Raw genomic sequence first — 15,096 nt, forward strand, 5'->3', positions numbered from 1 at the left:
ATCGCTCAACACAAACTCGCCAGCAGAACGACCCGCATCAGACATCCACCCAGCATAGACACCTAACCCACGAATTTCAGACGCGACACACTAGTGGCCACCACGCGCCCCCAGGGCTACCAGGAAGAATTCGCGCCGCAGCACTTCCGCCACATTCACGTGCAGCAACTGTCGCGCCCGATCGCGCGCCGATACGCCCAGCGGCTGATCACCGTTCGCTGCAGCGCCGACCCGGCCGCCGTCCAACGCCTGCTCCAGCGCATCGACACCGCCGCCGACGACGGCACAGTTGGGTGGCTGATGCGTACGCCGCTGCAGGTGACCATCATGACCATGCTGCTGTCGCAGCTGGGCAAAGCCCCCACCGACCGGGCAGGGCTGTTCACCGAGTACTACGAGACCATCTACCGCCGCGAACTCGGCAAAGACCTCGCCACCAGTGAACTGCTGCGCGAGCACCGCGCCACCATCGACACTGACGGCGCTAATCGAAACGCCCCACCTGTACTAGATCAACTTCCCCAGATGGCGGGAGCAGCTTAGCCGGTGTCAGCGGCGGAGTGGGATCACTCCGTCGGGTGCGGCGGCTGGCATGTGCGGGCGGGCGGCTTCTGGGGTGGTGAGCAGCGCGACGATGGTGACGGGTCCGCCGCAGTGTGGACAGTCACGTTGCGCGGCGAGCTGCGGCATGGGCGCTGGCGGTAAGGCTGGTGCGATCGCCGGAGGCGGCGTGAAGTCGCGCTGCAACTGCCGGAAGTGCCCGGTGACGCCACGGGGGGCGCCGAGGGCAGGGCGGCATTCCTGCCTCCGCCTGATGCCCCTCTTGCCGCTGCGACGTCAGCCTTCTCACACGCCAAGGGCGCCGAGTTCAACCGACCCGGCGAGCGATGGCGCTAGCCCGTTCAGACCAATCGCACATCGGACAAGCCGATAGACCATCAGAGTGAATTATGTAACTCGATCACAATCAAACACGACTCCATACCGTCAAGCCTGACTCACTTACATATGGTCGTTCCGCAAGCGAGGAGTTGAAAATCAAAGACCTAATGCCAATTATCGCCGCCGCCATCGCAGCGATAGTCGCAGTATCAGGGTACCGGTCGCGGTGACCAGGATTCGCGAGTACATCCGCCGCCGACCCGGCACCCGGTACGAAACTCCGCTCAAGTAGCCGTAGTGGGAGGCGCGGGATCCAGATCTGTCTCGGGCCATGACTGTGGCGCTGGCCCGAACGCGCGTCGGGCGGCTCGGACTGCGAGGGCGGCGACGGTGGCGTTGGCGCCACCGCCGATCACCGCGCCGATGCCGAACGGAGCCACCCGGCCGAGCACGATGATGCCCTGCTTGGTGCCGTATTTGGTGATGAAGTTCCTGCCCAGGACGCTGTTGATCTGGCGCAGAGTCGTCATGGGTACCTTGCTGACGAGCTGGCGTGCCCAGTGCTGACCGGTGCGCTCGGCGACCTTGCCGACAATGGTCGTGGAACCTGACTGGCCAAGCAGGATCCCCATGACGAGGGTCCGCCGCCGTTCGATCTCGTCCAACTGAACGCCGTGGACCTCGGCGACCGAAAGCACGAACAGGGTGCTCAGTTCGAGCGAAGAGAAGGCTTCGCCCGCCGACAGTGCCAGCGCGACCCCGGTGCCGACGGCGGGCGCGGCCGCGGTGGCCCCGACCGCGGCCCCTGTGCCCGCCAGGGCGCCGACGTACATCCGCTCCAGGGCGCGCACGACCTCCGCCGGGGTCGCCTCCGGGTTGCGCTGACGGGCCCGGGCGATGTTCTTGCGCACCAGCGGTGTCTGCAAGCCGATGGCCTTGTCCAGCAGCGCAAGGGCCGGCTGCCCCGCCCCGCTCGACGCCGGCAACGGTCCTTCAAGGGCGTCAGCGGCCACAGCGAGCTCCTTCGCGTCGTCAAGTTGCAGCCCAGTCTCGCACCCGCGCGGCCCGGACCCATCGATGTCCGCCGCGTCACGCTGCTTGGTCAGATCTCCACCGGAACCTGGGGGTATGCAATGGTTTCGACCGCGGCAGAACTTCTGTGCGTAAGAGCCCGTGCGGCCCGGTAAACCGTCCAGGTCATGGTGCCTGTGGTGCCCATTCGAACGGCTCCCAGTCGGTCCACCCCGTGCTTGCCCAATACCAGCGGTGCAGCAGGGCACCGTGGTGGGTGGTGGCGAACAGTTCCAAATGTCCGGCGGTCAAAGAAGAGCTGGTGATGGTGACGATGGGTTCACGAGCGGACATCGGTGTCCAGTCGGAGTCCCAGCCCCTACCAGTGCGGCCGTATCGCCGGGCGAAGACGGTGCCGTCGTCCAGGACGAGGACCAGGTCCTGCTGTGCTCGCCGAGCTGATCCAGCGGTGGCGGTACGGACGCGGCCTGGAGCGTCCATGTCGGCCCAGTCACTCCAGTCTCCGGTGGTGTCCATGTGGTTCCATCGGTGCAAGACACGCCCGCTCTTGGTGACGGCGAACAACTCGCGGTGACCACGGGACCGGTTCATCCCCGACCAGGCCAGTCCGACAACGGGCTCAGGTGCGTCACCATCTTTCCAGCCAGTCCAAACCCCACGGTCGCGGCCAAATTCTCGGGTGAACACCTGGCCGTCGGTGGTCACCACGAACAGATCCTGATAACCGTCCAGGGGAGAGCCTGCGTCGATTCCGGTAATCTTGCCCGGCGTGGCCAGCACCCGCCACGGCGACCATCGCCCGGGATCACGCTCGTACCAGCGGTGAATCAAGCCCTGATCGCCGGTCACAGCGAAGACTTCGAGGTGCCCGGCGTTCAAGCTGGAACAGGCGACCCGGTACACCGGCTCGGGCTCGTCCATCAGCCACCAGTGCGACCAGCCCGACCGCGCCTCGGGGCCGAACGGCCGGTCCAGGTCGTTCCACCGGCGCACAAGGCGGCGGTTACCATCGACCACGAACAGCTCCTGCTGGCCGTCCTGCAGCGACCCGGCGGCCACGCAGTCTCGATGAGCTCTCCCGGTGACCTGCGCCGCTTCGTCGGAGTCCGTGGCGTAACTGTCGGCCTGCCCCGTCGAGTGCAGTCGCAGATAGTCCGCCCAATCGACGGCCTTGTTGATGGCCAAAGCTTCGCGAGCCCGGATCAGCGCCCGTGGCGAACCCCCGAGAGACGCAGCCACAGCCTGAGCCGCTGGCCTGGTCAAGGCTCCTGCCGGCGGCAGCAGAAGACTGGTAGCCGCTTCGAAGGCGAGCGGTTCGACGTCGATCGCGACATGGTCCCGCCATCCAGTAGCCGCGCTGGTGACGATCACGTCACCCAGACCGGCCGCCGGAATCAACCGCCGGACCAAACTCGGGTGCCGGACGTCGTCCAGGACCAGCAGCCACCGCTTGTCCTTATTCGCCAGGTGACCGTGCAGCACGTCCACAGGGTTGTCGACGGCGCCCTCCCCTGGGGCCAACACGTTCAGCAGCTTGCGGCACTGCTCGGCGATCTGATCAGGCTCACGGGCCTCGACCCACAACATCGACCCGTAACGGCGCTGATGAAGATGACCATGGGCAGCGGCCAGCGCTGACTTCCCCACACCACGCTCACCGGTCAGCACCCGGACGACCGGCTTCGACGAGTCGCCCGCAAAGGCGGCCATCAGGGCCGCGAGCGCGTCCGCCCGGCCGACCAGGTCCGGAACCGAAGAAAACTCCACCGTAACAAACTCACGAGAACGCCCGACATTGAAGAATTTGTTCTCCTGATAGCCGTACTCTCCCGCCAGTACCCCCTGACTGTCGTGGACTACGCGCGCTGGCGGCACCTGACCTCCCAGTGGGGGAAGGCCAGCCGGTGGTTCTGCGTCGTGTGGATTCGACAGCATCGGTAGCCCGGTCAGTTGAAGTTGTTGGTTTGGGTGTTGTGGTCGCCCACCACCGTGCCGTTATTGCCGTGCAGGAAAACCCGGTACTTTCCGGCCTGGCTCCCGGCGGGATCGGCCAGCTCCAGAACCTTGAGCGCCGCGGCCACCAGCTCGTCGTCGGCTCCCGCGTCTGCCGCTGCCAACGCGGCCCCAAGTTCGCGTCGCTGCGAGATCCCCCGCTCGTCGTCGGTCGGCGTGATCGCATCACGCTCGACCGCCTCCACCACAGCGCTCTGCACCGGTTCCGCGCGGCGCAACGCGCGCAGGGCCAGCGTCTTCGCTCCGGAATACGCGTCCTCCACCGCTGTGGATGCCGTCTCACGCGCACCTACCGCCGCACCGGCAGCCAACGCCGCGACCACCAGTTCCACTGATTCAATCACACCGAACCCCTCGCCGAGACCTTTGAGCAAGGGAGGTATCGGTCGCGCTGCCCGAACTGCTACAACCTCCGGCAGATTCGGCGCAAGCATCGCAGATCAGCGATCGTTGCAGAGGCCGTCGTTGCTTCACCAGAGTGATCCTGGCCGAGGCCTTCCCAGTGTAGGACTCCGGTGATGGCCATCTGGCCAGTCTCCCGCTGCTCCCGCCTCCCGAGGCAGGACCCTGCGTCTTCCGAACGTGCGATCACCAGGTGAGGTTTGGCTACCGCTGTAACTCCTGGTGCACACGTAGCGACTGATGCCCCGTGCTGTTTCTGGCGTGTGGTCGAGTGGATCGGATGAACGGATGACAGAAAAAGCCCGTCCGGAAGGTGCCGGCCGCGAAGGGGTGGTATTACCGGCCCGGATCACGGTCGAGCTCGCCGACCTCGCTCGGGAAGTCGTCGCCGAGGTGGCTCCCGACCAGTTGCCCTATTTCGCGCTGGTGACAGCCGAATGGACAGCGGGGAAGGAGCCCCGCAAGCCCGCCGGGGCCTGGTCCGGCGGCGAGATCGGCTTGGGAACCGACCTTCCTCTGCTCAGCAACATCATCTTCACGGTGCTGACCGGGACGGCCGGGCAGGTGCTGGGCGCGGCGGGGTTCGCCGGCCTGCAACGCCGCCGGTGGTGGCGCCGCCGCCGGACGGCGAGACCGGCACAGCTCGTCCTGGACGTCGACCGGATCGACGAGATCCGGGATGCGTGCATCGTTCACGCCCAGACGCTGGGTCTGAATGAGGCCGAGGCGACGCTGCTGAGCGACGCGGTGCACGGTGTCCTGCGTCGGGCGGCGGACGGCGGCCGCTTGTGACCTCCTCCGTCCTCCAGGCCTCCGACGAGCCCGAGGCTGGGCGCCGTCTGCGCACCGTGTCTGCGCCGCCGCGCCTGTGGTGGGTCTACGTACTGGTCACGCTCGCGCTGGCCGCCACGGGCGCGGGCGCCGCCGAGGCTTTGTTCGTCACGCAGGACGTCGGCGACTACACAGCCGCGCAGGCGTGCCTGACCAGTAACGGAATCTCGGTGTCGGAAGCGAGGCCGCCGGCTTCCGCAGGTCCAATCTACGCCACTTGCACGCACGACTACAACCGCCGGCTCGCGTTCACCAGCCTCGCCGGGGCCGCCGTCCTTCCCGTCGCGGCGTGGCTGCTGATGGTGTTCGGCGGCCTAAGTACGCGCTGGCGGCTGCGACCACGCCGGCTCGTCGAGGTACCACCGCACCTCGACCTACTGACCGCGCGCTTCATGGCGTTGTGCAACAGCCAGGACTTGCGCGGACGCCGGCGCCCCCGGCTGGTGCTCGCGCCACCCGCGACGGCCGTCACGGACGCCTTCACCACCGGTCTTCCGGGCGGACGGCCGTGGGTCGTCGTCCCGCTGGCCTACGCCTATACCGATCGGGCCGCGTTCGACACCGTCGCGCTGCACGAACTGGGCCACGTCCGCGCCCGGGACGTCCTGTGGGCATCGGCGGTCTGGTGGGCCGGCTGGCTGGCCTTTCCGGCGCTGGTTTTGGCGCTGATCCCGATTTTGAACCTGCCCGCGGCGATGTGGGACTTCTACGGCGGATCGCTGATCATCGCCATGGTCACCGCTGTCTCGCTGCTCGTGGTCCGTGCGGCGCTGCTGCGCCGACGTGAACTGGCCGCCGACCGGCACGCGGCGCACGCGACGGGAAATCCCGACGCCATGGCCGCCGTCCTCCGCGCCGGAAGCCGCCCGGCTTCGCGGGCGGCCCGGGTGTTCGCCACGCATCCGCCGGCGGCGGACCGGCTCGCCCCGACTGAGCGCGACGAGCGGTGGGACGGCGGCTTCGTGTTCACCGCCGCCACGGGCATCGTGGCGATGCTGACCTACCACGGCGTCCACGCCGTCCTCGCGGACCTGCTCGGGTTCGTCGACACGGATCCGCGGCTGTCCGCCGACGTGGCGCTGGCCGTGGCGGCACTGCTGTGGACGTCGGTCGTGCTGCCCGCGTGGACCCGCCGCGCAGCACTGCCCAAGCCCCGGTGGGTCGGCTCCCGGTCAGGCGCGGTATTCGGGCTGGTTGCCGGATTCTGTCTGCAAGTCCCGGGTGCGAGCGCGGCGATCACCGATTTCTTCGCTCCCGAACGGCCGTTGCTGATCGCCGGCCTGACGCTGGCCGCGTTCGCGGTCAGCGTGCTGACCTCCGCGATCGCGACTCGCCTCGCCGAGCCCGAGGACAGCGTGCTGCGCCGGCGGCTGAGCAAGTTCGGTGCCTCCCTCACCGTCGTGGTCGCCCTGACCGCAGCCGTCAGCGGGACCGTGTCGTCGGTGGCGACCTATCTCCTGTTCCCCGATCCGGCGATCGCCCGCGGTCACGTCGTGGCGCTCGGCAGTGATCGTGCGTGGCAGTACGCCCCGGTCCTGATTCTGGCCGGGCTCACGTTCGTCACTCTGCAGCAGCGGTGGCGCCGGCCCCGGCCGGTCGTCGTGGCGGTGATCGTGGTGACGGCGGTGGCCGGGGGCGCCGCCGCTGCGCTGTCCTGGGTCCTGCGCGTGCAGGACGGTCAGGACAACGGCGTCCGGTACGTCTTGGTCTACCAGCGGTGGTGGATCTGCGCACTCGCCGGACTGGTCGCGGCTGTAGCCGTCCTGCTCGCGAACCGGCGTCGCGGCGCGACCCTGGCGGGGGCACCGGCGGCTCTGGTGAGCGGGCTGCTCGTCACCAGCGTCGCCGGCGCCATCCAGTACGTGGCTGTCCGGATCGCCGGGCACGCCAAGGAGTCGACGATCTTCCAGCAGTCCGTGGAGGTGCCCGGCTGGCTCCTGCTGGTCGCGCTGATCGTCACGCTTCCACTGACCTCGCTTCTCGTGTCCGCCTGGGCCCGCAGGGACCCGCGGCGCGGGACGGCGCTCTGGGCCGTCGGCGCCGGGGCCGCCACCGTCCTGCTCGCCGCGGCCTTGATCGACGGGAGACTCGCAGCGGTGACCGTCGCCCAGCACGACTACGAAGCCGAGCAGGCCGCCATGGCACTGGGCACACCGCCATTGGCTCCGGTCACGGCGGTGGTCCCCTCGACGTCGGAGGACCACGGTCGCCCGCTGGACGAACCGGCCGCCACGGCGGCGCTCGCCCACCTGTCGGCCGTTCTCCCGCCCGACGCGGAACTCGAGGACAACGCGCCTTCAACGTCGCCGACGGTGACGCCGCCGGCCTGCGACGCCGCGACCAAGAAGCTCACCACCACCGAGAAAGCCATGCCCCGGACAGCCGATGTCGAGCGCGCCTACAAATTCGCGGCGGACGGCACCGTGGGCGGCGCGCATGTGACGGCGTCGGTCACGTCCTACACCGGTGTCGAAAACCTGTTCTCCGAGATGGACGACGAACTGCGCGCGTGCGGGCACTACCGCACCCCGCAGGAAATCTACGACGGTGGCCACTTGGACGGCGTCGTCACCGCGGGGCCGGTGCCCGCGCTCCCCTACCCCGCTCGGACGCGCAACTACTCGCTGACCGGCCGGTTCCACGGGAAGCCCGCGATCGTCGTCATTCGGGACTGCAGTGTCCACGTCGGGCACAACGTCATCACCGTCGAGGTCTTCGGGGGCTACCTCCAGAAGCCACCGTCGCAGGCGGAACTGGAGCTCTTCGACCGGCTCGTGACCAACCTGGTGACCAAACTTACCGGAGGACTCTGAACGCGACGACAGTTCAGTCCGCCGCGTGATCGTCGCCAAAGTGGTTGGCGTATCTGCCGCCGCCCACGTCCGGCTAGAACGGGACGAAGTGAACCTGCCGATAGCTCGCCGAAATTGGAGGTGGCGCAATAGTGAGCCCTCTTCGTCTCTACACTTTCGCGACGCACACCTCCGACTAGGTTCCCTACGAGTCCTACGACATCTACACTCGGGCCGAGGCGACGTGGAACCGGACACGCCGGACGGATCCGCCACTCGGGATGTTGCCGTAGGCCGGCTGTCCGAGCCGGCGGGGCTGTTCTTCGTCGGATAGATCGATATTCAAGCTACAGCCAGACGATCCAGGTAGATAAGCCAAATGGGAGCACAGACCGACTTCTTCTTCGATCCCCACGATCTCCAGCCCTGGAAACAACCGGAGGCCGGAGTCGGCTACGAAGGCGTCATCCTGACAACGCCGTATGTCTCCTGGCGACTCGACCCCAACAACGTTCCATGTCGAACACCAGAAGGCGACCACAGATGGGCCCTCTGGCTGGCCGTGACGACCGATGACGGCGACCGCGGCTTCTGCATCGACAGCAACTCGCTCGCCCGCGCCTTCGACGGCCGCGCCACACAGCGAAATCTACGCCGCTGGGCAGACCTGTGGAAGGTCGGAGGACGCCTAAGTCTGTCCTGGCGAGCAGGCGAGAACGGTGAACGAGTGTACCGCGGCCGCTACATGTCGCCGGACACGTAGACGCCGCGCAATGGGCAACGCCGCGAGCCCGCGTCTGGTAACGTCACCGTGGTAGTACCGCGTCGATCGTCTGACGCGGGGCGTGGGTGGAGCACCGGTTCGCCAGGACCGCCCGTAGTCGCTCACGAGACCAGGACGGTGACCTGCGCTCACGCGCGGGGTAAGCGGTGGCAGAGTCGATCGGGACAGACGATCGATCGACCGAGCAGCCGGAAGGTTCCCGTCCTGGGAGAGCTCGTGTCAAGTACCGAACCCTATTCGACATCGCGCTGCTCGAGGCTGCCGAGCTGTCGACCTGACTGCCTCTCGCACTCCACGTGCAACGCGACGCCGATCCCCGGCGATCGCATCAGCCCTGGCACAATGTTGCTGCCCGCAGGCAGTGTCGTGACCTGGGTCCTATCCGACGATGATCGGGTTCGTCGAGCCAAGTCGCTGCTATGGACTACGCTCCTCGTCGGAGGCATTTTTGTCGCCACCGTCGCAATAGTCGCAATCGTTCTTGTGTCCCTGCTCGGCGTCGGCGTGGGCACGAGTGCAGCAGCAGGCATCGGTGCCGCGCTCGTCGGCCGGAAAGTCACTGCGTGCCGCCGACGTCAGGCTCGTACCGTTCAGCGTCGGGTTCCATGACGCCCTTGCCCACCCGCCCAGTGTCACCGTCCCACCGTCGAGGACAAGAGAGACGTTCAGCAAGATCCTCGAAACCGCTGCCAGGGACAGCAACTCTGCATATAAGTATCTGGCGGCCGGCGGGCGGTGACGACCAGGTGGACGGACGTCGAGTGGTACCGCTCAACTTCGCGGCGGTCTTGGGCGCGACTGAGCATTTTCGCTGCTGCTGCGGAGGTCCAGCCCTGTTCGACGATCAGGCGATCGAGTCGCAGGCGGGTGCGTGGGGTCAGGGTGGCGTTAGGGTGGGATGCGAAGGCCTCCGGTGAGTGATGTGGTTCTCGACAGCTCCACTTCACATCCAGAGGCCTTCACCTGTCTGTATGACAGGCCGTCACCGGGTCACCTCAACTCGGGACAACGTCCTTGAACATCACAGCTAGTGCCTCGGCGATCTGCTCGCCGCGGGTGCCGGTGAACAGGTTCATCTTCGCGAGGTTGATCCCGGCGTAGACGAACGTCGCCAGGATGCGTTCGGAGAAGCATTTGAGCTGGTCGGAGACCTCGGCGCCAGCGCGGGTGGCCAGGTTTAGGTTGTGGATCTCGTCGACCACGCTCATGAATCTCGAGAACGAGACCGGCATGACCAACGTGATCGTCCACCCCACCACGTGGACGAAATACCGGCGGATCCTGCAATTCAGTCCGGCGCTGGCGCAAACCGCACTGCAGCTGCCACGCGATCACAGACACCTCGCCGTCTTGGACAGCTCGTGCAAGTACCTGCGCCAGTTCACCTCTCAACAGGTACTGGACGCGGTGCGGTTCGACGACGGCAACGCCGCGACGGGCCTACTTGCCGCGGTGGAGATCCTTGCACGACCCGCGTTCCGCGGACTACACAACGTTACAGTGGCACCGATTCGCGATGTGAGCAACCGGTATCATGTGTTCGGGTTGTCGAATGCGGGGCTGTCCGCGCCTCCGCTGCAGCCGCTGGTCAGACTGCAGGCCTGCACATGGATGTAGAGGTACTCGACGTCAGGATCTCCAGCGCTGGATCCGCCGGACAGAGAGTCCCAATGAATGGTCGTGTGGCATCCGTTCCCGTTTCGGTGCTCCGCGAAGTGACCCACGTTGTCCACCGCGTAAAAAAACGCATAACGGGCATCGCACGCCCTGTCTGTCAGATCTACATTGCTCAGCGTGAACGTCCTGGCTCCGGTGAAGTTCAGTGTTCCCGAGACCTCCGCCGAACCGTCCGAGACGTCGAAGTGGCCACCGCCGTTGCGTGGAGCCGCGTACGCGTACGCTCCAGTGCTCACCACCACGCTGCCAAGCGTAGCGAGGGAAACTACGGCCGCCACATTGACGAATTTCTTGAGGTTCATGACTTCTCCTTTACGCGTTGGTCAGCCTTCGAGACTCTTGCCTACGACCGATCGACGGCAACTTTGCCTCCGGTCGACGTCGTTGATCTTGGGCCATTGACAGCAACCTGCCTTCGCCCGTCACCTGGCGGGGCTGTCGATACGACTGTGGACAATTCTGTATATCATTGGAAAGCGGTCGCGTGTAGCTATTACACCGACACGGAAACCTGCAGGTCAGAGCTTTGGAGACTTTTGGGGGAATAGTGCTTCGCGTACATTTCACCTACGACGATTTGGGGCGCACGGTCGTGGCGCCAGTGGCTGACCCCTTGTGGGAAGTGCTGCTCAGCGGGTTCCGTTGGCGTGAACCGGATCGGCTGCCGACCTTCGAGCCGTGGGCTCACAGTGTGCGATCCGATCGCAGGGCCCGGGAGCGAATGGCGCCGGGAGCCACGCTGCTGGCCGCGCTCGCCCCCGCCGCACCATATTTCCCGGACTTCCTCACTCCACCGGAAGCCAGTCGTGGCCTGACCGAGGGGCTAGCCGCGCTCTTCGCGACCCCACGCGTGGAGCTTCGCGCGCAGCTGACCCGCCTCGACGCGGTGGCTCCTGTGCCTGAGTGGGTCCGCCCGCTCGCCGACGGAGACCGAGACCTCCTTACCGAGATCACTGCTGCCCTCGCCCGTTACCACGACGCCATGCTCGGTCCCTGCTTCGAGCTCGTCCAAGGTGCCATCGACGCCGACCGGTCCTTGCGGGCCCAGCAGTTCCTGACCGGTGGAATCGAAGCCATGCTGGCCGGCATCGGACCCGTCGCGCGATGGCGGCGACCAGTGCTTGAGGTCGAGCACGCTGTCGACCAGGACCTCTACCTCGAAGGACGGGGCCTACGCCTTGTGCCCTCATTTTTCTGCGGGAGAACCGCCTGCACATTGGCCGACCCCGCGCTGCCTCCAGTGCTCATCTATCCCATCGACGCCAGCTGTCGCTGGACACAAGCCGGAAATAATGGGCGCTCACTGAAAGTACTCATCGGCGCCACCCGCGCTGCAGTGCTCGCTGCAATCGGCACCGGTACCACAACGACTAGGTTGGCCCGCTGCGTCGGCACCTCGCCGGCATCGGCCAGCAGGCACACAACTGTGCTTCGCGACTGTGGCCTGATCACCACTCGCCGTGAAGGCATGGCGGTCATGCACAACCTCACGCCCCTCGGTGAAGCCCTTCTTGAACACCACCGCAATCTTTGAGACACGACGCGTTGCCTGCCCGGTGCTCCACGAACGGCATCGTCGAGGTCATCGCGCACGCCGCCGCCCCGAACCGGGGGCCGCCAGCACCGCCGGGCTCCGCTGGAGTGGTCCGGCCAGCCCGGGTTTACCGGTCGCGTCGGCCGTAGGTGAGCCGGCGCAGCACTGTCTCGGCCGGTCCGCGGTAGGCGCGCCGCTGCATCGCGTACGCGGCGACGACCGTGCTCAGCCAGACGGCCACCGCCGCGATCGCCGCCGTGAACGTGGGGCTCGCGGATCCGGGGCCGAGTGAGAGCAGGAACGGCGAGGCCAGAACCGTCCAGGCGAGGGTCTGGAACAGGTATCCGCTCAACGAGCGCTGCCCCAGCGCGGCGAGAGCGCCGACGACGACGTTCTTGCGCCGCGATCTCGTCAACGCGAGCGCGAGCAAGCCGAACAGGCAGAGATAGCCGATCCCGCCGAAGAAGCCTGACGCTTCGTAGAGCAGCTTGACGGCCGGGCCGGTCTCGGCGTCGACCTGGAGGAATCCGCCGGCGAGCAGGCCCATCGGCAGTCCGCCGGCGACGGCGACGCCGAGGCCCGTCGCCGCGCCCCACCGCAGCAGCCGACGGTGGTCCTGCAGCTCCTCGAGCACGCGCTGCCGCGCCGCCCATGCGCCCACCCACACGAACAGGACGAACGGCAGCATCGACAGCACGGTCAGCGGCCATTCGGTCAGCCTGGCCGCGATCGCGGCGGTGAAGCCGCCGGCCGCCATGGACGGGGAGTCGCTGGTCGGGATGGCCGAGGGACCGGCCGGGTCGGAGACGAGCCAGGCCGCCACGACGACGGCGAGGACCACGACGGTCATCGCCGCGAAGGCCAGATACACGAGCGGAACACGGTATACGCGGTGACCGCGTTGCAGCAGGAGCAGGGTGAACCCGATCCCGACGAGGCCGTAGGCGCCGAGGATGTCCCCGGAGAACAGCAGGACGCCGTGCACCAGCCCGAACGCGAACAGCCACGCGTTGCGCCGCACCAGCACCCGGCGGACCGCGGCCGGTGAGGCACCCGCCGCCTGCTGCCGCCGCGCGAGCTGGGGACCGCGGTGAGCGGGATGTCGACGATCGACCGGATGGTCGCCGACGGCGTCACCCCGACCGACCCGTACAGGCCGTTAGACGGTGCTCCGGCGCACACGGTGAAGATCCAGCGGGCCACGATCGGGCGGTAGGTCAGCTGCTTTCCCCGGTCTGGAGAATTCCGGCGCTCGGCTGCCGCGCCCACTCCTCGCCCGTCTTCATGACAAGGCCGGACACGCTCCGGGCTCCCGATGCGAAGGCAGCCCACCAAAGCTCCTCGGCCGGGATCACCGCTTCACCCCGGGTGTCGATCCAGATGAACGCCCGGCGGCCGTCCGGCGTGGTCAGGTCCCACCACGACCACCTTCGCAGTTCAGGCTCGAAGCAGAAGAGCCATTCCTGGACATCCCATTCCCGCTCTCCCCTGGCCTGGTAGTAATCGGCACTTCCTTGATGCGAGGAAGCCGGAATTCCGCCGGAATCCGCGTCTCGCCCGTCGGTCAGGTCGGCGAACCAGCGTGGAACCCCCGATGCGTCCAGCTCGTCCGCGTCGAATTCCTCATCGCGGGCCACCGAAACCGCGGCACGGGCGATCTCGCGAAGCTTCCTCCCGTAGGGTTCGAACCCGTCGATCGGCTCGACCTCCAACACAGCCAGCCAGGGAGGCGGCGCCGCCGACGCCCTGGCTTCGATTCGGCTCAACTCCTCAGAGAACTCGTCAGACACTGTCGCCTACCCCACTATCCGACCGGACCCAGGCACGATGCGGGCCATGAATTCGTCGATTATACTCGTCGGAAGCCCAATCAATCCAGATGAGACGTGGGGATCGGCGATCTCAGGAGCGTTCTTGCGCATCACGTTCCACTCTCTCCGGCTTCCATCGAACCTTCGGGGCATGCGCTGGGGAAGCCTCGCTCGCATGGTGTCAGCGATGGTCGCGCCGGACCTCGGCCCGTTCGCCGGCCGCGCTCTCTGCACGGTTGGTAATGCATGGCTATGCGACCTCGGCGCGCGCGCCGCGTGCTGCCCCACGGATGCTTCACCGCCCCGGGGAACCGCCCGTCCCTGCAGCGCATCGACGTACTTCCAGTGCCTGACGTAGAGACCGCGGTACAGATAGCCGTCGCCGTCCGGGCATGTCGCCCCGCACGGCTGGTCTTCCCCACCCGCCGCCACCCCGGACACGACGCCCAGTTCCGAAGCGACCGGGTCGGCGCGTGCGTCCTGGACCACCGGCTTGCTCGGGTCGAGCACCGACTTCTTCGCGTGCTCGTAGACGTCATTCTCGTCCTGGACGTCGTCGGTAGCGTGCGGCGTACTCGACGAACGGGCCCGTCGCCATCACTGCCGGCTGGGACATGACTGCACGAGTGTGGGACCTGGCTTCAGGCGAGGAAATAATCGCCTTCACTGGTCACTCCCAAGCAGTGACCGCAGTGGCTTGCGGCGTACTCGACGGACAGCCCGTTGCCGTAACTGCCAGTCGCGACACCACCGCACGGGTCTGGGATTTAGCCACGGCCGACGAAATAACCACCCTGACTGGCCACACTCAACCCCTACGGGCCGTAGCATGCAACGCGCTCGACGATGGTCTTGTAACTGTCACAACCAGCTACGACGGCTCCACTCGCGTCTGGCGAACGATGCCCTCAAATCGATACGAGGAAGGGGCCACGTTCAGCGGCCATTCAGGCCTCGTCCTCAGCACGGCGTGCGGCGTACTCGGCGGACGGCCCGTCGCCGTCTCCGCTTCCCAATTTGGCAATATTTACGTTTGAAACCTGGCAACCGGCGAGATCGTCAGTGTTTTCGGCAGTCATACCGACAGAATTATTGCAATTTCTTGCGGCGTCGTCAACGGACGCTCGTGTTTGTGTTGGGGCGTCCTGCGATATCGGTGGAGATTCAGCGCTCGTTCTGGGCGTGGATCCGGAGAGGTGAGGTTGTCGAGGTCGCTGCTGCGGCGGTCGGCGTGTCGAAGACCGTCGCCTGGCGGTGGTTCCGTGAGGCTGGCGGAGTGATGCCTCCACAGCGGTGTGAACCCTCGAGTCGCCCAGTCCGCCTGTCGTTCGCCGACCG

At 66.8% G+C, this 15,096-nt stretch carries 13 protein-coding genes and 1 pseudogene; 8 read left to right on the forward strand and 6 right to left on the reverse strand.

The features are described 5' to 3' along the window. Positions 1-93 precede the first annotated feature (93 nt). On the forward strand, positions 94-543 hold the full coding sequence (locus AB0M59_RS52775; RefSeq protein ID WP_364631793.1) for a hypothetical protein: 450 nt from the start codon (positions 94-96) through the stop codon (positions 541-543). Positions 544-1,166: 623 nt separating this feature from the next. Here the strand turns inward: AB0M59_RS52775 and AB0M59_RS52780 are convergent. The 3 genes from AB0M59_RS52780 to AB0M59_RS52790 all read right to left on the reverse strand — a co-directional run bounded on the left by AB0M59_RS52780 (position 1,167) and on the right by AB0M59_RS52790 (position 4,259). Beyond that, positions 1,167-1,895 carry a hypothetical protein gene (locus AB0M59_RS52780; RefSeq protein WP_364631796.1) on the reverse strand — a complete coding sequence of 243 codons (729 nt, stop codon included), beginning with the start codon at positions 1,893-1,895 and terminating at the stop codon, positions 1,167-1,169. A gap of 184 nt (positions 1,896-2,079) precedes the next feature. Next, positions 2,080-3,789: a hypothetical protein gene (locus AB0M59_RS52785; protein WP_364631798.1), complete on the reverse strand. Its 1,710-nt coding sequence runs from the start codon at positions 3,787-3,789 to the stop codon at positions 2,080-2,082. 71 nt (positions 3,790-3,860) lie between these two features. Beyond that, positions 3,861-4,259, reverse strand: a complete 399-nt coding sequence (locus AB0M59_RS52790) for a hypothetical protein (RefSeq protein ID WP_364631800.1) — start codon at positions 4,257-4,259, stop codon at positions 3,861-3,863. A gap of 358 nt (positions 4,260-4,617) precedes the next feature. Between AB0M59_RS52790 and AB0M59_RS52795 the strand changes: the two genes are divergently transcribed. The 3 genes from AB0M59_RS52795 (at position 4,618) to AB0M59_RS52805 (ending at position 8,715) form a co-directional block, all read left to right on the forward strand. Further along, the gene (locus tag AB0M59_RS52795; RefSeq protein ID WP_364631803.1) at positions 4,618-5,121 is read left to right on the forward strand and encodes a hypothetical protein; all 504 of its coding nucleotides are present in this window, start codon (positions 4,618-4,620) and stop codon (positions 5,119-5,121) included. Between the two features lie 56 nt (positions 5,122-5,177). Further along, positions 5,178-7,973, forward strand: a complete 2,796-nt coding sequence (locus tag AB0M59_RS52800) for a M48 family metalloprotease (protein WP_364631806.1) — start codon at positions 5,178-5,180, stop codon at positions 7,971-7,973. Positions 7,974-8,331: 358 nt separating this feature from the next. Further along, entirely contained in the window at positions 8,332-8,715 is a 384-nt protein-coding gene (locus AB0M59_RS52805) for a hypothetical protein (RefSeq protein ID WP_364631809.1), read from the forward strand. 1,016 nt (positions 8,716-9,731) lie between these two features. Here the strand turns inward: AB0M59_RS52805 and AB0M59_RS52810 are convergent. Then, positions 9,732-9,938: a hypothetical protein gene (locus AB0M59_RS52810; protein ID WP_364631812.1), complete on the reverse strand. Its 207-nt coding sequence runs from the start codon at positions 9,936-9,938 to the stop codon at positions 9,732-9,734. A gap of 28 nt (positions 9,939-9,966) precedes the next feature. Between AB0M59_RS52810 and AB0M59_RS52815 the strand changes: the two genes are divergently transcribed. Both AB0M59_RS52815 and AB0M59_RS52820 read left to right on the forward strand, forming a co-directional pair. Further along, complete coding sequence (locus AB0M59_RS52815) at positions 9,967-10,353, forward strand: hypothetical protein (RefSeq protein WP_364631815.1); 387 nt, start codon at positions 9,967-9,969, stop codon at positions 10,351-10,353. Between the two features lie 781 nt (positions 10,354-11,134). Next, positions 11,135-11,947, forward strand: coding sequence for a winged helix-turn-helix domain-containing protein (locus AB0M59_RS52820; protein ID WP_364631817.1), 813 nt, complete (start codon positions 11,135-11,137; stop codon positions 11,945-11,947). A gap of 127 nt (positions 11,948-12,074) precedes the next feature. On the opposite strand, the gene AB0M59_RS52825 is transcribed toward AB0M59_RS52820, so the two are convergent. Together AB0M59_RS52825 and AB0M59_RS52830 are read right to left on the reverse strand one after the other, a co-directional pair. Beyond that, the gene (locus AB0M59_RS52825; protein ID WP_364631820.1) at positions 12,075-12,974 is read right to left on the reverse strand and encodes a DUF418 domain-containing protein; all 900 of its coding nucleotides are present in this window, start codon (positions 12,972-12,974) and stop codon (positions 12,075-12,077) included. A 190-nt stretch (positions 12,975-13,164) separates the two neighbouring features. Next, positions 13,165-13,737, reverse strand: a complete 573-nt coding sequence (locus tag AB0M59_RS52830; protein ID WP_364631823.1) for a hypothetical protein — start codon at positions 13,735-13,737, stop codon at positions 13,165-13,167. A gap of 596 nt (positions 13,738-14,333) precedes the next feature. On the opposite strand from AB0M59_RS52830, the pseudogene AB0M59_RS52835 reads away from it, so the two are divergent. Then, positions 14,334-14,387, forward strand: a pseudogene (locus tag AB0M59_RS52835) (hypothetical protein); the annotation flags it as partial. After that, on the forward strand, positions 14,373-14,795 hold the full coding sequence (locus tag AB0M59_RS52840) for a hypothetical protein (RefSeq protein ID WP_364631826.1): 423 nt from the start codon (positions 14,373-14,375) through the stop codon (positions 14,793-14,795). The pseudogene AB0M59_RS52835 and the gene AB0M59_RS52840, both read left to right, overlap by 15 nt. Positions 14,796-15,096: the final 301 nt, after the last annotated feature.

This window comes from Amycolatopsis sp. NPDC051371, from assembly GCF_040682155.1.
Lineage (GTDB): Bacteria > Actinomycetota > Actinomycetes > Mycobacteriales > Pseudonocardiaceae > Amycolatopsis.